The organism is uncultured Catenibacterium sp., from assembly GCF_900540665.1.
Classification (GTDB): domain Bacteria; phylum Bacillota_I; class Bacilli_A; order Erysipelotrichales; family Coprobacillaceae; genus Catenibacterium.
The window spans coordinates 1-23,102 of record NZ_UQGV01000027.1; the positions used below are offsets into that span (position 1 = coordinate 1).

Annotated in this window: 24 protein-coding genes; 6 read left to right on the forward strand and 18 right to left on the reverse strand. The window is 32.7% G+C overall.

Going from position 1 to position 23,102, the window contains the following annotated elements:
* The coding region (locus QZQ55_RS04985; RefSeq protein ID WP_295090646.1) for an AarF/UbiB family protein at nucleotides 1-918 on the forward strand (918 nt) is incomplete at its 5' end.
* A 21-nt stretch (nucleotides 919-939) separates the two neighbouring features.
* Here the strand turns inward: QZQ55_RS04985 and QZQ55_RS04990 are convergent.
* The 7 genes from QZQ55_RS04990 to QZQ55_RS05020 form a co-directional block, all read right to left on the reverse strand.
* On the reverse strand, nucleotides 940-3,090 hold the full coding sequence (locus tag QZQ55_RS04990; protein WP_295090649.1) for a Tex family protein: 2,151 nt from the start codon (nucleotides 3,088-3,090) through the stop codon (nucleotides 940-942).
* Between the two features lie 35 nt (nucleotides 3,091-3,125).
* Complete coding sequence (locus QZQ55_RS04995; RefSeq protein ID WP_295090652.1) at nucleotides 3,126-4,430, reverse strand: alpha-amylase family glycosyl hydrolase; 1,305 nt, start codon at nucleotides 4,428-4,430, stop codon at nucleotides 3,126-3,128.
* A 118-nt stretch (nucleotides 4,431-4,548) separates the two neighbouring features.
* Entirely contained in the window at nucleotides 4,549-4,824 is a 276-nt protein-coding gene (locus tag QZQ55_RS05000) for a hypothetical protein (RefSeq protein ID WP_295090655.1), read from the reverse strand.
* Nucleotide 4,825: 1 nt separating this feature from the next.
* On the reverse strand, nucleotides 4,826-5,524 hold the full coding sequence (locus tag QZQ55_RS05005; RefSeq protein WP_295090658.1) for a Panacea domain-containing protein: 699 nt from the start codon (nucleotides 5,522-5,524) through the stop codon (nucleotides 4,826-4,828).
* Between the two features lie 91 nt (nucleotides 5,525-5,615).
* Entirely contained in the window at nucleotides 5,616-5,939 is a 324-nt protein-coding gene (locus tag QZQ55_RS05010; protein ID WP_295090661.1) for a DUF1828 domain-containing protein, read from the reverse strand.
* Between the two features lie 91 nt (nucleotides 5,940-6,030).
* Nucleotides 6,031-6,333, reverse strand: a complete 303-nt coding sequence (locus tag QZQ55_RS05015) for a YolD-like family protein (RefSeq protein ID WP_295090664.1) — start codon at nucleotides 6,331-6,333, stop codon at nucleotides 6,031-6,033.
* A complete protein-coding gene (locus tag QZQ55_RS05020; RefSeq protein ID WP_295090667.1) occupies nucleotides 6,326-7,582 on the reverse strand; it encodes a DNA repair protein in 1,257 nt (418 codons plus the stop codon). The genes QZQ55_RS05015 and QZQ55_RS05020 overlap by 8 nt, the downstream gene beginning before the upstream one ends.
* Nucleotides 7,583-7,738: 156 nt before the next feature.
* Between QZQ55_RS05020 and QZQ55_RS05025 the strand changes: the two genes are divergently transcribed.
* The gene (locus tag QZQ55_RS05025) at nucleotides 7,739-8,335 is read left to right on the forward strand and encodes a LexA family transcriptional regulator (RefSeq protein WP_295090670.1); all 597 of its coding nucleotides are present in this window, start codon (nucleotides 7,739-7,741) and stop codon (nucleotides 8,333-8,335) included.
* On the opposite strand, the gene QZQ55_RS05030 is transcribed toward QZQ55_RS05025, so the two are convergent.
* The 5 genes from QZQ55_RS05030 to QZQ55_RS05050 form a co-directional block, all read right to left on the reverse strand.
* Nucleotides 8,327-9,064 (reverse strand): tubulin-like doman-containing protein, encoded by a 738-nt coding sequence (locus QZQ55_RS05030; protein ID WP_295090673.1) that lies wholly within the window; start codon nucleotides 9,062-9,064, stop codon nucleotides 8,327-8,329. The genes QZQ55_RS05025 and QZQ55_RS05030 overlap by 9 nt on opposite strands.
* A 109-nt stretch (nucleotides 9,065-9,173) precedes the next feature.
* On the reverse strand, nucleotides 9,174-9,338 hold the full coding sequence (locus tag QZQ55_RS05035; protein WP_295090676.1) for a hypothetical protein: 165 nt from the start codon (nucleotides 9,336-9,338) through the stop codon (nucleotides 9,174-9,176).
* Nucleotides 9,339-9,461: 123 nt separating this feature from the next.
* A complete protein-coding gene (locus QZQ55_RS05040) occupies nucleotides 9,462-9,725 on the reverse strand; it encodes a DUF1292 domain-containing protein (protein WP_295090679.1) in 264 nt (87 codons plus the stop codon).
* Nucleotides 9,726-9,781: 56 nt separating this feature from the next.
* On the reverse strand, nucleotides 9,782-12,937 hold the full coding sequence (locus tag QZQ55_RS05045; RefSeq protein WP_295090682.1) for an AAA family ATPase: 3,156 nt from the start codon (nucleotides 12,935-12,937) through the stop codon (nucleotides 9,782-9,784).
* A gap of 1 nt (nucleotide 12,938) precedes the next feature.
* The gene (locus QZQ55_RS05050) at nucleotides 12,939-14,081 is read right to left on the reverse strand and encodes an exonuclease SbcCD subunit D (protein WP_295090685.1); all 1,143 of its coding nucleotides are present in this window, start codon (nucleotides 14,079-14,081) and stop codon (nucleotides 12,939-12,941) included.
* A 204-nt stretch (nucleotides 14,082-14,285) separates the two neighbouring features.
* On the opposite strand from QZQ55_RS05050, the gene QZQ55_RS05055 reads away from it, so the two are divergent.
* Entirely contained in the window at nucleotides 14,286-15,245 is a 960-nt protein-coding gene (locus QZQ55_RS05055) for a hypothetical protein (protein ID WP_295090687.1), read from the forward strand.
* A gap of 1 nt (nucleotide 15,246) precedes the next feature.
* A complete protein-coding gene (locus QZQ55_RS05060) occupies nucleotides 15,247-15,612 on the forward strand; it encodes a hypothetical protein (protein WP_295090690.1) in 366 nt (121 codons plus the stop codon).
* Between the two features lie 119 nt (nucleotides 15,613-15,731).
* Here the strand turns inward: QZQ55_RS05060 and QZQ55_RS05065 are convergent, their stop codons facing one another.
* The 5 genes from QZQ55_RS05065 to QZQ55_RS05085 form a co-directional block, all read right to left on the reverse strand.
* On the reverse strand, nucleotides 15,732-17,027 hold the full coding sequence (locus tag QZQ55_RS05065) for an ATP-binding protein (protein ID WP_295090692.1): 1,296 nt from the start codon (nucleotides 17,025-17,027) through the stop codon (nucleotides 15,732-15,734).
* A gap of 183 nt (nucleotides 17,028-17,210) precedes the next feature.
* Nucleotides 17,211-17,516, reverse strand: coding sequence for a type II toxin-antitoxin system RelB/DinJ family antitoxin (locus tag QZQ55_RS05070; RefSeq protein ID WP_295090695.1), 306 nt, complete (start codon nucleotides 17,514-17,516; stop codon nucleotides 17,211-17,213).
* 170 nt (nucleotides 17,517-17,686) lie between these two features.
* Nucleotides 17,687-18,058 (reverse strand): hypothetical protein, encoded by a 372-nt coding sequence (locus tag QZQ55_RS05075; protein WP_295090698.1) that lies wholly within the window; start codon nucleotides 18,056-18,058, stop codon nucleotides 17,687-17,689.
* The gene (locus tag QZQ55_RS05080) at nucleotides 18,058-18,540 is read right to left on the reverse strand and encodes a GNAT family N-acetyltransferase (protein WP_295090701.1); all 483 of its coding nucleotides are present in this window, start codon (nucleotides 18,538-18,540) and stop codon (nucleotides 18,058-18,060) included. Before QZQ55_RS05080 ends, QZQ55_RS05075 begins: the two co-directional genes overlap by 1 nt.
* Before the next feature lie 113 nt (nucleotides 18,541-18,653).
* Nucleotides 18,654-20,003: an MATE family efflux transporter gene (locus QZQ55_RS05085; protein ID WP_295090704.1), complete on the reverse strand. Its 1,350-nt coding sequence runs from the start codon at nucleotides 20,001-20,003 to the stop codon at nucleotides 18,654-18,656.
* Between the two features lie 124 nt (nucleotides 20,004-20,127).
* Between QZQ55_RS05085 and QZQ55_RS05090 the strand changes: the two genes are divergently transcribed.
* Entirely contained in the window at nucleotides 20,128-20,586 is a 459-nt protein-coding gene (locus QZQ55_RS05090; RefSeq protein ID WP_295090707.1) for an Lrp/AsnC family transcriptional regulator, read from the forward strand.
* A 166-nt stretch (nucleotides 20,587-20,752) separates the two neighbouring features.
* On the forward strand, nucleotides 20,753-22,084 hold the full coding sequence (locus QZQ55_RS05095; protein ID WP_295090710.1) for an ATP/GTP-binding protein: 1,332 nt from the start codon (nucleotides 20,753-20,755) through the stop codon (nucleotides 22,082-22,084).
* A 384-nt stretch (nucleotides 22,085-22,468) separates the two neighbouring features.
* Here the strand turns inward: QZQ55_RS05095 and QZQ55_RS05100 are convergent, their stop codons facing one another.
* Nucleotides 22,469-22,825: a hypothetical protein gene (locus QZQ55_RS05100; protein WP_295090713.1), complete on the reverse strand. Its 357-nt coding sequence runs from the start codon at nucleotides 22,823-22,825 to the stop codon at nucleotides 22,469-22,471.
* Between the last annotated feature and the right edge of the window lie 277 nt (nucleotides 22,826-23,102).

A 23,102-nucleotide genomic window follows, 5' to 3' on the forward strand; every position in this document is an offset into this window, starting at 1 on the left:
CATCTGCTTGTTTATTCTTATATTGATGGTATTCCTATTGATGCAATAAAGAGATTAAAGTATGAAGGATATGATCTAGATGAGATTGCCTTGAAGATGGCCGATAACTGCTGTAAACAGATTCTAGATGATGGATTCTTTCATGCTGACCCTCATCCTGGTAATATCTTAATAGATGAAGGTCAAATAGCTTGGATAGATTTTGGGATGATGGGAACTGTATCATCCTTTACTCAGCATATCCTGTCTCTTGCTTTACAGGCACTCATTGAAGATGATATTTATGATCTAGAGGAAGCCTTCTTGATGTTAGTAACACCAGATCATGAGATAGATGAAACACAATTATTACATCAATTAAATGGGATAGTGAGTGAATATAAGGCAAAGAGCTTATCTGATTATAACTTCTCTGATTTGATTCAGAAGTGTTTTGATATTGTGACAAGTAATGATATTGCGATACCTACAGAACTAACTTTATTATGTCGCTGTCTAGTGACACTTGAGGGTACTTTAGAGAAGATCAGTCCTTCTTCTAATCTCATAGAAATATTAATCAACCATAAGCGTAATACAGTCATGAAAGAGCTGGATTATAAGGATCAAGGATTAAAAATAGGTCATGATCTTTATAAGACACTTAAAAAAAGCTATGCATTACCTCAGATTGTCTATGATTTAATCAAGATGAGTAAAAATGGTCAGTTACATGTCAATGTAACTGAGAGTGATGATTATACAAGACAGACCTATAAGAAAACAGAGTTATCTATCATCATTAAGACAGTATTTAGCTGTATGTGTATGTTATGTAGTGTATTAACTGAATCTTATTATATGTCTATTGTATTATTAATTATTTCAATGTTGCTTGGTATAGATGTATTCTTTCATTTATGGAAATTAAAAAGATGATTCCGTTCTGAATCATCTTTTCTATTTGTTTGGATCAATCATTGTCAGCTGGACTTTATGTCTTTGTTCATCGATATTATCAACCCATGTAGTAACGATATCTCCTACAGAGATGACATCACTTGGGTGTTTAATACGGTTTTTACTCATTTTAGAAATATGGACAAGTCCATCTTCATGTAATCCAATATCTACAAAAGCACCAAAGTCAACAACATTGCGGACTGTCCCTTCGAGTTTATCATGAACATGAAGATCTTCTAGAGTCAAAATATCCTGTCTTAAGATTGGTCCATCATAGTCATCACGATAGTCTCGTAAAGGTCTCATGATAGAATCTAGAATATCTTTAAGTGTATAATCATCTAGTCCTGTAAGTTCTTTAAGTGAAGCAATATTTGCCTGTGAGACAGCCTTCTTACAAATATCTGTGCCTAGATCTTTTGTTGTTAAGTTTAATGCTTTTAAGATAGCTTTAGTGGCATCATAAGATTCTGGATGGATATTTGTACGGTCCAATGGTTCACTGCCTTCTTCGATTCTTAAAAAGCCAGCTGCCTGCTGAAAGGCTTTTGGACCAATCTTAGGAATCTTCTTCATTTCTTTACGGCTCATGATTTTGCCATTTTCTTCACGATAAGCGACAATACTATTGGCAGTTGCCGCATTAAGTCCAGAGACATTCTTTAAAAGTGTAGGACTGGCTGTATTGATATTGACACCAACTAAGTTAACAGCTTTTTCTACAACGAAATTAAGTCTTTCTTTAAGCTGTGTTGTAGGAAGATCATGCTGGTACTGCCCTACTCCGATAGATTGAGGATCAATCTTAATAAGTTCAGATAAAGGATCTAGCAGTCTTCTTGCGATAGAAATAGCACTTCTCTGTTCAACATGAAGATCTGGGAATTCTTCTATTGCCAGCTTAGAGGCACTATAGACACTTGCCCCTGCTTCACTGACTATTGTGTAACTCACAGGTAAGTGATATTTCTTAATAGTAGCTGCGACAAAGGCTTCACTTTCACGACTCGCTGTACCATTTCCAATCGCAATAAGGTTTACATCATATTTTGAACATAGGTCTGCTAATTTCTTTTCTGATTCTTTTACTTTCGCCACTGGAGGATGTGGATAGATGACATCTACTGTAAGCTTCTTGCCTGACTCATCAATAACAGCAAGTTTACATCCTGTACGAAAAGCAGGATCAAAGCCTAAGATTCTCTTATTTTTCATTGGTGCCTGTAAGAGTAGTTTGCCAAGATTATCTGAAAAGACATCAATACTTGCTTCCTGTGCTTTTTCAGTGAGTGTATTTCTCACTAATCTTTCTAAAGATGGATAAGCGAGACGTTTTAAGCCATCATCAATGGCTTCATCTACATATTTGGCTGTTGGACTCTGAGGATTCTTAAGATAACGTCTTGAGACAAATGTCTTGATATAGTCTTCATTGATGCTGATAGAGACTGTGAGAATTTTTTCTTTTTCTCCTCTATCGATTGCCATAATACGATGTGTCGCAATACGTGAGACATTTTCAGAATAATCATAATACATCTTATATGTCATCTTTTCATCAACTGCATTCTTCTTTTTAGAAGTGACAAGTCGGCCATAGTTCATCATAGAGTCTACAATCTTATCACGTACTTTCATATCATTTGAAATCTTTTCCGCAATGATATCCTTCGCTCCCTGTAATGCTTCTTCTCTAGATGTGATTGTATCATTCAAATAACTGTCTAGTTCTTTTTCATTGAATGTTCGTGGTAAAGAGAGAAGCATTTTAGATAATGGTTCTAATCCTGCCGCTATGGCTATACTTGCTCGTGTTTTCTTTTTCTGTTTATAAGGACGATAAATATCTTCTACCTGTGATAAACGTGCACATGCGTTGACCATCTTTACAATATCATCATTTAAATGTCCTAATGTTTCTATTCTTGCAAGAACTTCTTCTTTTCTTTTTTTAAGATTAACCTGATAGTCATATTGTTCCTGGATCACACGGATCTGTTCTTCATCTAATCCATGAGTTAACTCTTTACGATAACGAGCAATAAATGGAACAGTACAGCCATCTTCTAATAGTTTTAATGTATTTTGTATCTGCTCTGTCTTAATATTTAATTGTTCTGAAATTTTAAGTATAATATCTTCCTGCATTTCTATCTCCTTTATAAAAGGCTGATTACTCAGCCTTATGCATGTTTATATAAGTATGTGATTGAGAGTGGTGGTAATTCTAATTCTCCATTATATTCTACCATTTCTCCACTCATAAGATCCTGATAAGAACCATGTTCAATAGGTGGATAGATTGTATAAGGTGCATCATCAATATTTAATGTGACAACAATCTTTTCTCCTTCATAGTTTCTTTCTAATACATATTGTTTATTAGTCAATACAAGATCTTTATAATCTCCTAATGTGAGTGCTTTATGTCCTCTACGAATATGAATATATTTAGAAACTAAATCTGATAGATCATTTGGTGCAGGTGCATCAAGTTCTGGACGAAGTGGTGCATCAGTCACACCTTGAATCTTTTCACCCTTAATGCCCCATTCAGAACCATAATAAATACATGGAATACCAGGAACTGCCATGAGTAAGCCAAATACTAATGGAAGTTTTCTTTCATCAGTCAAAGTGCTAGATATTCTATTTACATCATGGTTATCTACAAATGTAAGCAAGTCTCTTCCTCTATACATATCCATCGCATTTCTTTTTAATGTATGCGCATATTCAAACATATTCAAAGAATTGAATGAAGACCAGAAAGCTTTATATGATGGATAATCTGTAATCGCATCTAATTTAGCTTCTGTATACATATAACCTGCATTATCACCTAAGACTTCTCCTAACATAAAGAAATCCTGTTTTAAACTCTTACAATGATCTGATAACATTGCCATAAACCATCTAGGCAATGAATAAGCTACATCTAGTCTTAAACCATCAATATCAAAGCATCTGATCCAGTAATCTACTGCGTCAAGTAGATAATGTTGAACATCTGGATTATCTAGATTTAACTTTACAAGCTCATAATGACCTTCCCATCCTTCATACCAGAAGCCATCACCATAGCTTGAATCTCCATCAAAGTTGATATGGAACCAGTTAGCGTATTGGCTTGAAGGTCCTTTTTCCTGGACATCCCTAAACGCAAAGAAGCCTCTTCCAACATGGTTGAATACACCATCCAGAACAACCTTAATACCATGTTCATGGAGTGTTTTACATACATCTTCAAAGTCTTCATTTGTACCTAGACGCGTATCGATGAGATTATAGTCACGCGTATCATAGCCATGTGAATCACTGTTGAATACAGGATTGAAATACACAGCACCTATTCCTAATTCTTCAAGATAAGGTACAAACTCCTTGATTTTTAAAATACGATGTGCCTGGATATCATCATTTTTTTCAGGCGCACCACAAAGTCCTAGTGGGCAGATTTGATAAAATACTGTTTCTTGGTACCACACAATTAACACTTCCTTTCTTGTCTATTATACTTCAATTTTATGTGTTATCCAATTCATTTATATTATTGGTAATACATATTTCTACATATCCATAATATTTGTATTATAACTAAACATACTATTGTATATATCGATTATGCTCAGGGTCATATTCGCCTAAGAGTAATTCTATCTTGTCTTCATCATAATCTAGATAGACATAGAGAACATAAATGAGTAACTCTTTAAGCCGTTCATGAATGTCTGCCCCATAATAAAGACGTAAGAGCTTTTCGCAGCTTAATGCAAAACCAAGAATATCTTCTGTATTCTTATAGTCCTCATATATATGGTCAATCATCCACCCCATTTCTTCATTGATGGATTTCTTGAGTATTGTATATAATTGTTCCATATTAGTTCCTCTTGAAATAGTTCTGTATATCCTGTGCAGGAATGATAGTTACTTGATCTTCCTGATAGTTATTCTTCCATGGACCTGTTTTTGCGAGTGTGACAAGTGTCTTTAAAGGGTAACGTGAGAAAGTATTAAGAATTTCATCTATATATTCCTTCTTATCTTCGTCTAGATCAAGATAAGCATCTTCAATAATTTTATATCTTACATCATCCTGAACCTTAAATGGGAATGTAGAGAATAGATGATAGACATCAGGATAAATCACTCCCTGCTTCCATGCTTCACAATGTTCATAAAAGAGTGGTTCAGGGTAAGAATAAGCCTGAATAAAATACAGATAGGATTCTAGCTGCATAGGTGTGAGTTCTTCAAGTGTATAAAAGAGATAGGAAATAACCTGCAGAATCTCTTTTGAACAGGAAAATTGTGATTTAAGGGTGAGATATTGATTGATGGCCTTTTTAAAGGCCGGTCCCATCTTTTCATGGTTCTTATTCACTAACTCCATCATATAGTCTATATCACACAGTGCATTGTGGATAACCTGTGCATAATCAGGATGAGGCGTACTTCCCTGTAAATACCTGGTAATTGTGATTTCTCCAAAGCCTAAGGCATAGGATAATGGTGCTTTTCCTAGATGATAGAGAGACATAAGGGCTTCTATTTCTTCTTGTATTCTTGTTTTACACATCTTATTCACCTTCTTCACACTTATTATACCATATGATAGACTTTTTCGAAATATCCATCATGTGCATTAAAAGAAAAGAAAAAAGTGCATATCATTGTGAATATGCACTTTCCTGTGTGAAGATGTTTTCTATCTCCACCAACATTTTCCCAAATTCATTGAGCTTTATATAGAGCTCATCATCGTCAATATTCATGACGATTTCGTTTTGTCTGATCATTGCATCATGCATATAACATATTGCAGAGATCTTTGCCTTCTTATCAGCGTCTAGCTGATATGTATCAATAAGGTTTGTGATTGTCGATGCCTGGTCTGAGAGCTTAAAAGACCTGTTATGCACAAAGGCATAGACAATCATATGTTCACCCTTTAAATTCTTATAGGGCATCAACAGCTTTTGATAATTCAGCATACGCTTCACTTCCCCTCTTATTCTTTATTATATCTTAGTTACTTTTTATAGATAGAGTGTGGTAAGAGATTGGACGAAGGAAAATCATATATTATAGTTCGAGTGAACAGATATTCTTGAGCTGTATTTTATAGTTGTTGATATAGATATAGTGATCATTGAGGTTTACTGTTTGTACTGTTCCTCTTATTTGAGAATAAGAAGACCCTGTATAATAGACTATCTCTATAGTATCTCCTTCCTGAACTTGATGAATCTTCCAATCTAGTTCATAACATTGATCTTCACATAGTTCTTTTCTTGGAACAGATGTATCTTCTACAAGCAGTTCTTTAAATCCTTTAAGTGCATCAAAACTTAAAAACAAGCGTGCACGATCCACCTTCTTAGGCATTATGACCTCCTATTAAAGTATTTCTCTTTTCTGTTGTGGCTTTTTCCTGTTTATTCATAAGCTTTAATATCGCATTCTTCCCATACTTATGGCGTATAGAAACAAGAGTTCTCTGGAGCTTCTTTTCTTCTTCTAATGCCTCTCTATCACTAAACAAGTCATAGGATTCATAGGATTCATCTAAGACATCACCAAATGATATAGAGATCTGTCTGATCATTCTCCCCTTCTTGACTTTTAAATGATAAAGAGAAATGAATTCATCCATAAGAATACTCAGTGAATTGGTTCTGACTGTCAGTTTTCTAGAGCCTCCTGCCCATCCTCCGCCATCTGTACGTGAATAACCGATATAAAGACTAATATGATTTGTGACAAGACGTGATTCTATAAGCCTTAAAACATTCAGTTCAACCATTTCCTTTACAACTAACAGAGCATCCTCATATTTATAATCAGAAAAGAGAACCTGGGAGTTATTAATAGATTCATTCTTAGGATGATACTTCTTAATAGAAGCAATCGTGGCAGGTTCTCTCCCCCAGGCATGATCAATGATATATTCCGCATTAATCCCAAATTCCTTATAAAGCACCTCTTCAGGAATCTGGGTAATACCATGCATATCCACCACGCCGAGTCTTAATAGATGATTGGCTGTTCCACTTCCCATATGCCAGAAATCAGTGATTGGCAGATGATGCCATAAGTATTTCTGATAACGTTCTTCATCAAGTATGCCAATATTCTCTTTCGTATGCTTAGAAATAATATCAAGAGCGACTTTCGCAAGATAGAGATTGGTCCCTATGCCACATGTAGCAGTAATATGTGTATCTTCAAATACAGCCTGCATCAACATCTTCGCAAACTCTTTTGCACTCTTATGATAAAGATGCATATAAGACGTGATATCAATAAAACATTCATCAATAGAATAAACATGAATATCATCAGGTGAGACATAACGACAATAGATACGATAAATACGTGCTGAATATTCCATATAGAGATGCATACGAGGCATGGCAGTTATATATTCAACACCCTTAGGTATCTCAAATATACGACAGCGATTATGAATTCCCATGCTTTTCATCTTTGGTGTAATTGCGAGACACAGAGCACCATTACCTCTTGTAGGATCTGCCACTACAAGATTGGTTTTAAAGGGATCAAGATGTCTTTCACTGCATTCGACTGACGCAAAGAAGGTTTTTAAATCTATACATAAATATACTTTTTTCATCATCACTTTCTCCTTCCTGTTAGTCTTATTATAGTTATCTGTGGTGCATATATCAAATGGTTTTGCACCAAAATGATTCTGTACATACATTGAGTGACGCATTTTATTGCACCAAAATGTAATTCATTGTATAATGCCTAAAAAGAGGTGGAAAAGATGAATTTTAAAGAATATCTAAAAAAGTATAAAGAAAAGATGGGTGTGTCGAATGAGTATATTGCAAGTCAGCTAGGTGTGAATCGTTCTACTGTGACTAGATGGTTAAAAGGAGATACAAAGGTTACTAATCCTGAAGTGATAGAGAAACTCTCATTTATATTAGGTGTGGATGTAGAATCACTTATTAATAGTGAGGAACGTTTTGAAAAACCTGTACTAGGAGAAGTAAAAGCAGGTTATGATCTACTTATTGATGAGAATTTTGAAGGCTATGAACAGGTCACACAGGATGATTATTATCGTGGTGATTTCTTTTTACGTGTTGTGGGAGATTCTATGTCAGGGGCACATATTCATAATGGAGATTTATTATATGTAAAAAAATGTCAAGATGTACCAAGTGGAACGATTGCGGTTGTCTTAATAGGACATAGTGAAGTGACTGTAAAAAAGGTTATAAAAAAAGAAGGGTTACTGATTTTACAGCCAGCCAACCCTTCTGTAGATGCACGTTATTATTCTCAGGAAGAGGTAGAAAGTCTTCCTGTAGAAATTATTGGAAAAGCATTATATAGTCGTTCTGATTTAATATAAGAATTCTTCAATCATTAATGTACTCATACGCTTTTTTAAGTCATCGAGTTTATCATCATCACCTAGACAAAAAGAAATGTGTTTATATTCTTCAAATAATGTCTTTCTGCAAGTGATTTCTCTTTGTCCGATTGTTGTATGATAAAGATGTTCATGTGTTGTAATGTTCATATTATGTTGTAATTCTTTTAAAGCTGCCTGACCATTGCGCTTCATCTGTTTATTCTTTTCATTTTGATCATCATTGCTTTGGGCATCAAACATATAAGCACAAATACTATAGTTCTTATGATGACATTCCTTAAACAGATCATGAATCATATAAGTGAAATCAACGAAGATTCCTCCACCAGTACCACCAACAATACCAGATGCAATTAATATATTAATATGATCTTCTCCAGCAATAGAGATCATCTTCTCAATAAGTGTCTTAAATTCACTTCTAATACCTTCATAGACCAACTCATTTCTAAAGATCTGCTGTCCGAGTGTTCGATCACAATCTGTTCCACGAGGATCTAGGATAATGATTTCATCATCTGTCATATATGTATTCTTGATATGAGATGTCATATCTACGATTCTCATTTCTACTCTATCTATATCATCATAATCATGTTTTATTTTACCTTTTAAGGAATCAATGACACCGCCACCAAGTCCTCCTAATCCTGCAATAATAATAGGATCTGCGAGATTCATGTTTCTACTAGATTGTAGCCCCATAAAGTTACCCTCCATTTCTTACCACAAATAATTTAGCCTTCACTATTCTAACATATTTTATACACATTACAATAAAAATCAAAGGAAGCTGTAAAGCCCGCCTAGGACCTTACAGCTTCCCTTTTTTCATATAATAAGATGCTTTGATTATAAGAACACGATCAGTATAGATATAACCATTTCTCATCATATGAGCATTGGAGAAATTCTTTTGGCAATTTTTATGCTGGTAAGCTTCCCCTTTATAACCAGCATTCTTTTTCTCTTGAGTCATATAATATGCTTCCCCTCTTTCAATGCCATATATTATTATACAGTGATGATTATATATTACAATACATTTTCTTAACATATTCACATAATAATAACATAATATGAAAAAGAATAGGCTATTTACCTATTCTTCTACAAAGTTAAACTTGTCTTTGTTTCTTTCTTTGAATACTTCAAAGAGAATGTTTGTTTGATCAGGTGTGATACCGAGCAATCCGTCTACACCTTCTTCTTTAGTAGGTACGACTTCAAAGATAGAGACCTGTGTTGTAGATTCACTATGTGGTATGAGAACGACATAGGAACGCTCTTCATGAGTGAATTGATCAAGCATCTTGAATTCAACATCAGTACCTGATGCATCTTTTAGTGTAATAATATTTTTCATTGTATTTACCTCGCGCACTCATTATGCCATAAGTGTATATCATACGACAATCTTTTTTAACTGATCTGCCACTTCACATGAGAACCATTGTCATCTTTTGAAACAACTAATTGGTCTTCTATTTCCTGTTTTAATTCTGATACATGGGAGATAATACCAATGAGTTTAGTGCCTTCTGACATTTCCATGAGTACTTTGACAGCTTCGTCTCTTGAATGATCGTCAAGAGAACCAAAACCTTCATCAATAAACATGATATCTAAATCAATACCTGCAGCACTTTCCTTAATTTCATCTGCCATACCTAAAGCTAAAGAGAGTGCAGCCATAAATGATTCTCCACCAGACAATGTATTGATTTCTCTTTCAGAGTCAGTCACAAAAGAATAAACCATTAAGTCTAAACCTTTATTCTTACCTTCTCCTGCTTGTTCAATATTCTTAAGATGAAGTTCATATTGACCTGCAGACATATCATAGAAACGGTTGTTGGCTTCTATTAAGATACGTTCTAGGTATGTTCTTTGAACATATGTTTCTAAATCCATTCTAGAACCAGATACATTGCCTGAAAGCTGATTATATAAAGTAGTTAATTGGTGATTCTTATGAATCATTTCTTTTGCGTGAGAAACAATCTTATCTAGGCTCTTTAATGATTCATTGTTGTTTAAATAAGTATGTTCTTCTTCTTTTACAGCTTCTAATTGATTTTGATATGTCTTTACTATATCTTGATACTCATTGTCTAGTACATCTAGTTCAGGAAGAGATTGTCCATTGATACGTTTCTCTATTGTTTCAATTTTAGAAGAGACACCTGCATGATTCTTAGAATAATCCATATAAGCTTGATTGAAACGCTTTACATCTTCTTTTTGATACTTAGAAGTAAGCTCCTGCCATGAATCACATTTGCATTCTTCTACTAAGCTTGTATAAGCCTTATTAGACTCATCCCTGCTTCTTTCTAATTGAGGAAGAGATTCTTTATAGGATGTAATAAGTGTTTGACACTTATTATAAATATCTGTAGATACTTTTAATTTCCCTTTGAAATTCTTATAAGTTAGTTCTTCTTGTTGTTTCTTTTGATCAAGTAAACTCATTGCATTTTGTGCTTCTTCTAATGAAGCATAGCTTAACTGACTTTTTAATTGTGTCAATGTAGAATCAAGAGAAGCAAGCTTAACTTCATATTGATGAATAGCATCAGTCAGTGATTTTACATTCTCTTCATAATGGTTTAACTGTGTTTCAATTGTTTCTAGTTCTTTTGTGAGTATCTGATAACGACTCTTTCTCACATTGAGTTCTTCTACAAGACGACTCAAAGTTTGTTTCTCATTAAGAAGTGTTTCTTTAATAGAATTAAGAGTAGATTCACTAGAGAGTGTTTCACTTAGAATCTTTAAATCATTCTTGTGTTTCTCTTTTAATTCGTTTAAAGAATCATTTAAAGATGAGGCTTTTGCGCTTTCTGTTTCCAGTAAAACAAATGCCTTATCTTTTTCTTTTCTCATTTTTTCTAGTTCTTCTTTAGTGGCTACTTCTCCATCTTTTAAAGATGCAGGAAGTGGATGGTGGATAGAACCACATACAGGACATGGAGTACCAACTTCAAGTGTTCTTGCAAGTAAACCCGCCTGTGCATCTAGGAAGAACTTATTAGCTTCTTCATAGAGTCTATTCTTCTGATTATAAAAAGTACTTAATCTTGTATATTCGTTTTGTGTTGATACGAGATCTTTTTCTTTTTTAGAAATAGATTGAAAGTCTTTAACGAGGTTGTTGTAAGAATCAAGCTTAGTCTTGAATTCCTTATGTTTTGATTCTAGAATAACCTGTTCTTTTTCTACATCCTTGAGTGTTTCTAGTTCTTCTTCACCTTTTTCCTGTTTTAATAATAAAGATTCTTTGTTTTTATTGAGTAAAGTAAGCTGTTTAGTAGAATTATCAATAAATTTATTAATATTAGATATACTATTTTCTATTTTGCTTAATTGTTTTCTATTTTCTAAATCTTTTGTCGCTTTATCATATTCTTGTGTATATAAACGAACTGATTGTTCGTATTTTGTATCTACAGCTTTCTCTTCTTCTTTTAGATTTTCATACTGAATACGTAGTTCTGGCTCTCTTTTGCGTTCATTTTCTAGCTTGTTTTGCGTGTCTGTATATTGTTTTTGATCTTTTGTATAAGAGTTATATGCCTGCAAGATATTATAAGCATATTCAATCTTACTAGAGAGCTTATAGTTATTTTCTATCTCTTCTTTTTGATTATTTAAGTTAACGAGCTGCTGCTTTGCCTCTTTTAGAACTTGATAATCATTAAGAAGTTGTTTTGCTTGATCTAGATTTGTTTTCTTTTCCTCTTTTAATGCATTAGTCTTACTTAAGGCATCTTTATCCTTATTAAGAGTCTCTTCTAATACCTGACAATAAGATTCTAACTCATCTACTAATTCATTGAGATAAGAGATTTCCCCTCTTTTAATCGCTTCAATAAGGAAGACAAGGTTTTCATGTTCTTCACTTACATGAATATGCCCTACTTCACTCATACATCTTGTTTTGATATCACTAATACTCTTTTCTGTTTCTTTTCTTCTATTGTTGAGTTCTTCTACAATATCATTATAGATTTCTGTATGGAAAAGCTTTCTAAAGATTTCTTTCTTCTCATTAGATGATTTACGCAATACATCCATGAATTCACCTTGTGCAATCATTGCGACCTGCATGAACTGTTCTTTAGTGAGATGAACGATATCTACGATCTTCTTATTGGCTTCTTTTTGAGGATACTCAGACCCATCTGGCATCATTAATGCGATACTACCTGATTCCGCTTTTTCTTTTCTTAAACCTTTTTTAGCGCCTGCTTTATAGTATGTATAATGCTGGGGAATACGATGAATGGTATAGATTTTTTCATCATCACCATAGCCTTGTGAGAAGGTCAATTCTACGTAAGGTTTAACGTCTAATGAGGCAAATTGGCTTTGTAAGAGTGTGCCTGTTTTCTTATTTAGAGTAGAACTGCTTTCTCCATATAATGCGAATACAATCGCATCAAAGATAGTAGTTTTACCTGCTCCTGTATCTCCAGTAATTAAGAATAGATTCTGATTTGGTTCTCTAAAGTCAATGACTGTTTTAGATGCATAAGAACCAAAGGCTTCCATTACGAGTTTAATAGGTTTCATACTATACCCCTTTCACATGGTTGATGATATCTTGTAATAAATCTTTTTCTTCTTCATCAACACCATTTAAGAAATCAGTACATAAAGAGAATGGATCCATTTTAACATCCTTCTTTACAACTGCCTGATAGTTATTCTTTCTTATGTTTTCTCTTCTTATTTCAAGTAATCTAGGGAATGCATTTTTTAGTTTTTCCTGCATTTCAAAGATATTGAGATCCTGTTTATCAGTAAGTACAACTCTCACAAAATCATCACAGGATTGATTTAATACATCTTTAAGTTCTCCTTCTATGATTCTTAGATCATGAAGTGGTTTTAAAGGAAGTACCTGTGTTTCTACAACACCCTTTTCTTTCATTTCTATTTCTATAATTCCTTTGTCCTGACCTGCTTCACTCATAGAATAAGGTAAAGGTGTACCACAATAGCGATAGACATCACTTCCTACTTTCATAGGCTTATGGATATGTCCTAGAGCAGCATAATCAAATGGGAGTAATACTTCTCCACTGACTTCATCGATGTTGCCAGCAGTACGTATTTCAGAGTCAGTTCGTTCTATATCTTCTGCTTTCTTATTAACTGGTAGATAGAACTGGTGAGAAATTAATACGTTTCTATCCTTTGTATTCATTTCTTCTCTTTCTATCAGTTTCTTAATTGTTTCACTATAAGAGTAGTTTCTTCCATCGTTAGTACCAATAATGTTTTTAACCATGGAAGGTTTCACAAAAGGAAGAAGGTAAAAATGAACAGGTCCATAATTATCATTTAAAGTAATTCTTTCAATATGATCTTCTTCTTTTTCAGGAGGGTTACCTACCATATAGAGGTTCTGTTTAAGTAGTACCTGTCTAAAACAATCTATTCTAGGAGCACTATCATGATTACCAGAAATCATCATAATAGTAGATTGGGGTACTGCTTCCTTTAAAGATGTCACAAAAGAGTCAAATAGACTCACTGCTTCAGCACTAGGAACTGCTTTATCATATATATCACCTGCAATCATAATAGCGTCAGGTTGTCTTTCTTTTGCGTATTGCACAATTCTTTTAAGTATATATTGTTGGTCTTCTGTTAAGTCTCTATTCATTAGCTTTAAGCCAATATGGAGATCAGATAAATGAAATAGTTTCATTATTATTTGTCCTTTCTGTGTCAAGATAAGTTTATTATACACCATCTCTATATTCTATGTCTTAAATTCATGCTTGATAATACCTTGAAATAGGTGTCATAGAAAAATAAATATAAAATAGTTGAGTTATACAAAAAATAAGACAATATACAACAATCAGTATTATAATAGTACTAGAAAACAAATTGATTGGAGTTGTATAGTATGTCTTATTTTGATCAAAGAGAAGATTCTATGTTGTTGATGGATGAATCTCTTCTTAATTTATACGATGAACAGTTTGAATACAGTTCATTCAAATCTTTAATTTCTAAAAAATATGATCAATCTAATGTGTTTATGAATCATCTTTTTGATTCCATTGAACAGGATGATGATGATGTGAATTTAGTCGTTGATCTGTCAGATGAATTGAAAGAAAAATACAAAAAGGGATTACTTAGATTCGATAAAGATAAGAATGGCAACATGTATGCGCAGTTACGAGATGAAAAGAATCATTACGGTAAGAAATTAAACATCAAAGAACAAGTGAACGAAAAGGATTTGATTATTGCATCACAGTTAAATGTCATCAAAGATGTATTAGATGATATTGTAGATACATTAGAAAATATTGAAGAGAACATCAGTCATATATTGATGGAGTTTCATAATGATAGAGTAGGATTATATTATAGTGGTTTATCTCTCTATCTAGAAGCATTGCAAGTCAATGATGCATCTTTGAGAAAAGAACTAATAGCTCAATCATTGAAATCTCTCAATGATTCACAAGCTCAGATTATTCAGGAATTTAAATCTGATATAGCATTCTTAAGATCACCTCAATTCAATAAGATAAAAAGAAAGAAACACGATTGTCTTGTAGAGAAAATGCAGAACATTCATGTTTGTTTTCAGACAATTAATAGAATCATCACCTTAAAAGCAATGATTTATTTTGATAATAATCAATTCAATTCTATGCTGATGGTGTGTAATGAATACCAGAGGTTCATAAAAGCTATCATAAAACCAAACGTGGGATTTTTGATTGAATGTGATCCAAGAGATGACAAACTCATAAATGGTACTTGGAGTAAAAGAGCGAATGCATTACTTGACTACAAAGAAATTCAAAACAGATTAAGAGCTATACAATACAAAACGGAGGGTAATTAGTATGGATTTGAGAAAAAAGGCTTGTCCTAATGAATGTTGTAAGACACACAGAAAAAAGAAATTTAATTCAAAGGTTAACTATTGTCCTGAGTGTGGTGAGAAATTAATCTATGTTTGTAAAGCACATGGCTGTTTTAAACCATTAGATGAAGCAGAACCAGAACATAGTTATTGTCATGGATGTCAGACAGATCGAGATGATAGAAAAGAAAAAGTAATTTATGTGGCGAAAAAAGGAGCTCAGGTTGTAGGTGTTGTAGCAGTACCAGCAATAACAGTATTAAAAAAAGAGGCACCAAAAATAGCTGAACAAGTGGCACAGAAGGCTGTGAATGTAGCAGCTGAAACGATAAAAAAGAAGTTATAGCATAAATAAGAGGATATTCACTGCGGTGAGTATCCTCTTTTGTTAGCTATAGAATAGATTTTTGCATATATTTACAGTTTTCTAGTAAAAAAAGAAACAGCAACTGGCTGTTTCTCCTATTATCTATGAATGATTTCTGGATCAAGTAGAAAATCATAGATATTTACAGTCAAGATACCATAATCATCATAATAAGGATGTACAAAATCTTTTGTAATAACAATCTTTTTGAAAGAATCATCAATCTTTCTAAATGGTCTAATTTCCTGTGTACGTTTTGTTTCATCAGGAAGCGAATAGGCTGACTGAATATAATATCTAGAAGAGCCTAGATTACACACAAAATCAACTTCTAGCTGTTTACGAACAACCTTCCCTTCATGATTTTTCTCTGTTGTCGCGATAACACCAACATCTACATTATAGCCACGCATTTTTAATTCATTATAGATTACATTTTCCATAGAATGAGTTGGTTCAAATTGACGGAAATTAATTCTCGCGTTACGTAATCCTAAATCAGAAAAATAATATTTCTTTGGTGTTTCTATATAAGACTTGCCTTTTATATCATATCTTAAGGCTGATTCGATGAGAAAGGAATCTTCAAAATAATCTATATATTTTTTTATAGTCTGGGATGTTATCTTAGACTTTTTAACTGACTTAAAGGTATTCTTTAACTTTTCCGGATTAGTTAATGAACCTATAGAAGAGGAAAGAATGTTTAGTAGATCTTCTAATTCTCCTATATTTTTCACTCGATTACGTTGAGTAATATCACGAAGATAGATTTCAGTAAATAGGTTTTCTAGTGTAGATGCTTTCTCATTTGCATCTTCGCGAAGAACAACTATTGGAATACCACCATACAACATATATTCCTCTAATCCTGCATATTTATCACCTTTATATATAGTCATGAATTCTGCAAAGCTAAGAGGATACATATGAACTTCATCACCTCTACCTGCAAACTGAGTTATTATATCTTTTGACAATAATTTGGCATTACTACCTGTCACAAATACATCCATATTATCTTTACGCAGATAACCATTCAAAACAGTTTCAAAGCAATCTAACAGTTGAATTTCATCAAGTAGCAAGTAGTACATTCTATTATCAACAATTTGAGAACGAATATAGGCCATGAACTTTTCTGGATCTACTCCCCTTTTTTCTTTTTCAATTTTAATCAGACTCTCTCCAATCAAATAAAGATCATCCGCCGAGTCAAAAGCAAAACGTATAATATGATCAGCAGCTACTCCACTTTCTATTAAGTGGTTATAAAATAAATTATTGAGCAAATAAGATTTACCACATCTTCGAATACCAGTAACTACCTTAATCAAACCATTATTCTTTCTTTTAATCAACTTATTTAAATATAAATCTCTACGAATTTCCATCATTCTGCCTCCTTTACAATAGATTTATGCATATATTAACACTTTTCACTTCTATTTTACCCATACAATTCAAAAAATTCAATATTTTATCATATTTTAGAATAGATTTATGCATATATTTACACTTTTATGTTTTTTGAAAAATGTTAAAAAAGAAAACAGCAATTTGCTGTTTCCTTTTCATTAGATTCCAAACTCTCTCGAAAGTTCTTCATCTACTTCATCTGCAGTAAATGTTTTGCCTTCTTTGATAGATTCAACACCTTTTCTTAACTCTGCATCAAGTTCTGCTCTACTCATGCTACCAACAGCAGTTGGATTAGCAGGCGGCAAATGCAGGTCAAGCGGTAAACCTCTGGTTAATACAATCTGACTATACAGCATTTGAATTGCACAAGATGGCGTAATGCCTAATTGAGAAAGAATCTCTTCTGCATTTTCTTTTAGCTTAGTATCAATGCGGGCATAAACAGCTGTTGTATTTGCCACATACATCACTCTCCTTCATATGTATATTACCACTACGATATACATTTTGCAATTAATTGCAAGCATTCGCTTTCTTATTTCATAATTTGAAATATATAAAAACATATTTACTTAACATAAACACAAATTAACATTATTTTCAGCAATAAAAAACAGGAGAATTTCTCCTGTTAATCTACTGTAAACAATAATACTACAAAACCCATAAGTACAAACAATACAGGTAGAATAATCGCAATAAATTTGTTAGATGCTTTCTTATACCAATAAGGGATTAACGATAATCCAAATAGAATTATACTAGTTGCAAATAGATAATCACCTTCCATGATACCTACACAGCCAAATAGAGCTATACCTACACCAATAAGAGTACGAATAATATCAGATATAAGAAATACAGAACCTATTGCTTTCTTCTGTATTCTTTTTCTTTTCATCTTCTTTTCGTATCTTGTATATTCATTATCTAGAGTACTATCACATACAGGACATTTCTTCATTCCCAGTTCTACTCTACATCCACATTTAGGACAGATCATTATTTCACCTTCTCATAAGCTATTCTAGGTGTGCCATCTTCTACATAGATAATTCCTGTTTCTTGAAAACCATTTTTTAACAAAACCTTCTGCATAATCTTATTATCTTCATGTGTATCAGCTCTTAGATGTGCACATCTTTTACTGCAGAAGTTAACTGCTTTATTAAATACTTGATGCATAATGCCATCACTTGCAATACGATGAATCGTACCATAAGTACTGTAATCAAGCCATGCACCTTCTATTTCCTTATATGTAGGATCTTCTGCTATAATAAACGCAAATACACTATGTATAATAGAGTCTTCTTCCATTACAAAGAGTTGATGTTTATGAATGTCTTCTTCTAATGTTTTTGAATCAGGATAACGGCTGTTCCACTGATGTGGGTTGCCTGTTTGTCTCATAAATGCTTTCGCAATATCATATATTTCTAATATTCTTTCTATATCTTCTATTCTTGCTTCTCTAATAATCATGGTTCATCCTCCCTACCACAATTTAATCAAACAGAGTTAATCTCTGTCAATATGTAAAACAGGAGAAGCTCCTGTTAACCTTTAGATGTATCACTTAATACCAACCTATTTCATTATAATACTCCCCCAAAACTTAATAGATTGTGTTTATTCTTTTTGTAATATACTAATCCCACTATATCCGCAAGTGCCCAGCCTATTGGAACAGACCACCATATACCTGTTACTCCAAGTGCTGGTATAGAAGATAAAATATAAGCTAAAGCGACTCTAGTACCAAGTGAGAATACTGTAAGAACAACACTCATACCTGGTCTTCCTAAAGCACGATATAAACCATATAACAAGAATAAACAGCCTATACCTATATAGAATGCACCTTCTATTCTTAAGTAGCGTACACCTTCTTGGATGATACTTGTTTCATTTGCATCTACAAAGATCATCATTAAAGGTTTCGCAAATATATAAACTAGTATAGAAATGATTATACAGAATATTGAAGAGATACGAACAGATTCTTTGAGTCCTTTTTGTATTCTTTCTTTTTCTTTGGCTCCATAGTTTTGAGCAATGAATGTAGAAAAAGCATTTCCAAAGTCCTGTACGGGCATATAGGCAAAAGCATCTATTTTTACTGCAGCTGCAAATGCAGCCATAACAACTGTACCAAAGCTATTAACTAACCCTTGTACCATCAGTATTCCTAGATTCATGACTGATTGCTGGATACAAGTAAGAAGTGAAAAAGAGATGATCTGTTTGATTCTTTCTCTTTTTAAGTAACTGATTTTAAATATTACACGTACTTCTTTATATTTAAGTAGTGTATAAAGCATGATGCCTATACCTGATACATATTGAGAAAGTACTGTGGCAAGTGCTGCACCCCCTACTCCCATCTTTAATACAAGGACAAAATAAAGATCTAGCATAATATTCAAGATAGACGAGATGGTAAGAAAGATGAGTGGAATGACTGAATTACCTATAGATCTTAAATAAGCCGAAAAGAAATTATATAAAAATATCGCAATGATTCCCATAAAAATATATAGGAGATAACATCTCATATCACCCCATACCTCATGAGGCACTCTTAAGAAGAGTTTAAGTGCATCTAGACATATATAAGCAATGATATTAAGTAATATGGATATGAAGGCGATAAAGAAGAAGGAAGCACATAGATCCTGTTTTAATCCTTTTTTATCTCTTTGTCCAAATCTAATAGAAAAGAGTGCACCACTACCCATACATAAGCCTAATATAATAGATGTAATAAAGGTCATTAGAGTAAAAGAAGAACCGACTGCAGCTAAAGCTGTTTTTCCTAAGAACTGCCCTACTATTAAAGTATCCGCAATGTTGTAACATTGTTGTAAAAGGTCTCCTAGTATCATAGGTATCGCAAACAACAGCATTGATTTTACAACAGGTCCTTTTGTAAGATCTTTATTCATTATATACCTCCTTTTCGTAACTTATCACTTACGTTACGTAACAATTATAGTATAATGGTTTGCTTATATCAACTTGTGATTTGCTTATTGTAATGATAAGATGAAATAGATAGGAGTGATATGTATGTACTTAAATGGTTTAGATGAGTTAGATCAGAAGATTATACAGTTATTAGTAAAGAATGCCCGTATGTCTTATTCTGATATAGGAGAAAAGATTGGAATTTCTAGAGTAGCTGTTAAAGCACGTATTCAGGCTTTAGAGAATAAAGGGATTATTGAAGAGTATACTACGATTATTAATCCTCAGAAGATCAGTGGTGCTGTATCCTGTTATTTTGAGATAGAAACGAAACCGGATTCTTTTAAAGAAGTAATAGATATATTAAATAAGAATGATATAGTGACTCAGATTTATAGAGTGACTGGCAGAAATAAACTACATGTACATGCAGTGGCATCTTCTAATGAAGAGATGGAACATTTTCTTCAAGATGTGATAGATACACTTCCTGGTGTGTTAAGCTGCAGCTGTAATACGATATTATCACGTGTAAAAGATATAAAAGGATTAAGACTATAATAGGTTTGTAATAATGTCAGGGGTTTTAATGAATTCCTGGCATTTTTTGGCCATTAAAATACAGAATAGTCCCCATATCATTACACAATTAAAACAACTGCATATACATTTACACATATATTTTTGCTTATTTTGCATAAATATTGCAAAATAGAGGTGAGTGAATATGTTATTAGAATTTAAGACAAAGAATTTTAAATCATTTTTGGAAGAAATGGATTTTGTGATGACTCCTGCTCCAAAACAAAAAGGTTTGGAGTATAGCATCCTAAAACACAAGATTGGTAAAAAAACATATAAAGGATTATGTTCAGCTATTATATATGGCCCTAATGCTTCTGGAAAAACAAACATAATCTCTGCTATGGATGTCTTCAAAGAAATCATTTTAAAGGGACATATCAATAATACCGATGAGTTAAGATTGCCAGATGTTTCTGAAGGAAAATTAGAACTGATTCCAAATAACTTAAACAAATATCCTCTACCAACTAGTTTCTATATTCGTTTTGTTGAGGATGATTTATTAGTTGAATACGAATTAGAAATTGATTTAGGGTTATTTTTAGATAAAGACTATTCAAGAAAAATAGTTTTTGAATGTCTGCGAATTAATGATAAAACTATATTTGAAAGAAGTGATAAACTTGAATTCTTTAATCTAAATAGTATCGAACAATATTTAATTAATAATTTCAGTGAAAATGAGGATAGTGCAAAAACAATAGCAAGAAACAATTTAAATGAAACTGAACTATTTCTAACAAATGGATTCAAGTTAATGTTCAGTTCTAAATTAGTATCTTTCATTTCAAAATGGTTAATAGAAAAGTTCATTGTCATATATAGAGCAGATATTACAGAACTAAGAAGAAAATTAGATAGCACTGAAAGTGGTAAAATTTATATCAGTGAAACTACAAATGAAGCCGCTAAATTATTTGGCATTAATTCAAATGCATTAGGTTACGTTATCCCTGAAGATGGCGCAGAATCTCAACTATGCTCAATCTTTAAAGATAAAAATATCGCAATTCCAGCAGAAATCTTTGAATCCTATGGAACAATTAGATTTATTAAGATGTTCCCATTGATTTTAAAAGCTTTGACAGAAGGTGCAGTATTAGTTTTAGATGAATTTGATGCCAATATACATCCAATGGCTGTCATGAATATTATTAATATTTTCCATAATGATGATATCAACAAGAAGAATGCACAATTAATTTTTAATACACATAATCCTATTTTCTTGAATTCAAATATAGTAAGAAGAGATGAAATTAAGTTTGTAGAAAGAGATGAGGAAACATATCTAAGCACTCATTATTCTTTATCAGACTTTAAAACATCTGGAACTACAGGAGTTAGATTAAGTGATGATTATTTGAAGCACTATTTCTTAGGAAGATATGGTGCTGTTAAAGATATTGATTTCTATGATTTGTTTGAAAATCTCATGAATGATAACTCAAGTGAGGATGATCCACATGAATAGAAAATAAATATCTGAATTATAAAAATCACGAAGTAGAATTATACTCCGTGATTTTTAACAGTTAAAGCATAGAAAATACCTAGTTATTTTAAATTTCCAGTTTTAGATTGAATTGCCCATTTCATAGGCTAGTTTATATATCCTGATCCTTTACTAGACCTGCATCCATTACTTTTGTCGTATAAAGTGTGTGGTATTCCTTTTTGAATTAACACCAAACAAAGAAACTATAGAAGCAATGGAAGAAGCAAAAAGAATAACTTATGATTCTTCTATTAAGGGTCATGATAATTTAGATGAGTTGTTTGAGGAACTCAAAAGCTAGTTACCATGCAGTAAGGTATGGTATTTTTTGATACAAAAAACACCACTTATTAGAGATGTTCATAGTTGCATTAAGAAAAATACAATAATACTCATAACTATTACAACACTACCCATAATAATAAACATCATAGATGCAAAACTATTATGAATAGGTCTATCTACATAACAGATTTTTGGTTTATCAGGATTATAGAAAACAATCATTTTACTATTGATAGGCCATAGTTTTTCTGCCATCTGACGGACATTTACAATAGCCCCTGATTTTATATGTAGGTATCCTTTTTTATCTTCATAAGCGTTAGATTTGATTGGCAGTGGTATTCCTGATGCTTTGACAGACTTAATTCCTTTGTATTTCTTCTTTGTCTTATAAGTTACATCATCTATTATGTATTCTACTATTGGATACATGCGTGATTCTCCTAAAAAACCATAACTAATTACTTTTCCTTCCACACTTTTTGTACATCGTTTATTATTTCTTTTAGAAATCATGTTCATAATTATTCCAGATATAATTAATATCAAACCTATTCCACCGTCTACTAGTAATTGTACCATTGCCATTTAGATCACCCTGCCTCATTATAACACATGGAAAAAGAACGTCTCAATGAAGAGACGTTCTAGTTATGAACCGCCCCTGTCAAGTAGACAGGTGAAATAATTAAAAACATGTACCCTTGCC

What these genes read in the sequence shown, in the direction of transcription:
- QZQ55_RS04990 (WP_295090649.1), bottom strand. Translation starts at nt 3,090, where the DNA reads ATGCAGGAAGATATTATACTTAAAATTTCAGAACAATTAAATATTAAG.
- QZQ55_RS05000 (WP_295090655.1), bottom strand. Translation starts at nt 4,824, where the DNA reads ATGGAACAATTATATACAATACTCAAGAAATCCATCAATGAAGAAATG.
- QZQ55_RS05005 (WP_295090658.1), bottom strand. Translation starts at nt 5,524, where the DNA reads ATGTGTAAAACAAGAATACAAGAAGAAATAGAAGCCCTTATGTCTCTC.
- QZQ55_RS05010 (WP_295090661.1), bottom strand. Translation starts at nt 5,939, where the DNA reads ATGCTGAATTATCAAAAGCTGTTGATGCCCTATAAGAATTTAAAGGGT.
- QZQ55_RS05015 (WP_295090664.1), bottom strand. Translation starts at nt 6,333, where the DNA reads ATGCCTAAGAAGGTGGATCGTGCACGCTTGTTTTTAAGTTTTGATGCA.
- QZQ55_RS05020 (WP_295090667.1), bottom strand. Translation starts at nt 7,582, where the DNA reads ATGAAAAAAGTATATTTATGTATAGATTTAAAAACCTTCTTTGCGTCA.
- QZQ55_RS05025 (WP_295090670.1), top strand. Translation starts at nt 7,739, where the DNA reads ATGAATTTTAAAGAATATCTAAAAAAGTATAAAGAAAAGATGGGTGTG.
- QZQ55_RS05030 (WP_295090673.1), bottom strand. Translation starts at nt 9,064, where the DNA reads ATGGGGCTACAATCTAGTAGAAACATGAATCTCGCAGATCCTATTATT.
- QZQ55_RS05035 (WP_295090676.1), bottom strand. Translation starts at nt 9,338, where the DNA reads ATGACTCAAGAGAAAAAGAATGCTGGTTATAAAGGGGAAGCTTACCAG.
- QZQ55_RS05040 (WP_295090679.1), bottom strand. Translation starts at nt 9,725, where the DNA reads ATGAAAAATATTATTACACTAAAAGATGCATCAGGTACTGATGTTGAA.
- QZQ55_RS05045 (WP_295090682.1), bottom strand. Translation starts at nt 12,937, where the DNA reads ATGAAACCTATTAAACTCGTAATGGAAGCCTTTGGTTCTTATGCATCT.
- QZQ55_RS05050 (WP_295090685.1), bottom strand. Translation starts at nt 14,081, where the DNA reads ATGAAACTATTTCATTTATCTGATCTCCATATTGGCTTAAAGCTAATG.
- QZQ55_RS05055 (WP_295090687.1), top strand. Translation starts at nt 14,286, where the DNA reads ATGTCTTATTTTGATCAAAGAGAAGATTCTATGTTGTTGATGGATGAA.
- QZQ55_RS05060 (WP_295090690.1), top strand. Translation starts at nt 15,247, where the DNA reads ATGGATTTGAGAAAAAAGGCTTGTCCTAATGAATGTTGTAAGACACAC.
- QZQ55_RS05065 (WP_295090692.1), bottom strand. Translation starts at nt 17,027, where the DNA reads ATGGAAATTCGTAGAGATTTATATTTAAATAAGTTGATTAAAAGAAAG.
- QZQ55_RS05075 (WP_295090698.1), bottom strand. Translation starts at nt 18,058, where the DNA reads ATGATCTGTCCTAAATGTGGATGTAGAGTAGAACTGGGAATGAAGAAA.
- QZQ55_RS05080 (WP_295090701.1), bottom strand. Translation starts at nt 18,540, where the DNA reads ATGATTATTAGAGAAGCAAGAATAGAAGATATAGAAAGAATATTAGAA.
- QZQ55_RS05085 (WP_295090704.1), bottom strand. Translation starts at nt 20,003, where the DNA reads ATGAATAAAGATCTTACAAAAGGACCTGTTGTAAAATCAATGCTGTTG.
- QZQ55_RS05090 (WP_295090707.1), top strand. Translation starts at nt 20,128, where the DNA reads ATGTACTTAAATGGTTTAGATGAGTTAGATCAGAAGATTATACAGTTA.
- QZQ55_RS05095 (WP_295090710.1), top strand. Translation starts at nt 20,753, where the DNA reads ATGTTATTAGAATTTAAGACAAAGAATTTTAAATCATTTTTGGAAGAA.
- QZQ55_RS05100 (WP_295090713.1), bottom strand. Translation starts at nt 22,825, where the DNA reads ATGTATCCAATAGTAGAATACATAATAGATGATGTAACTTATAAGACA.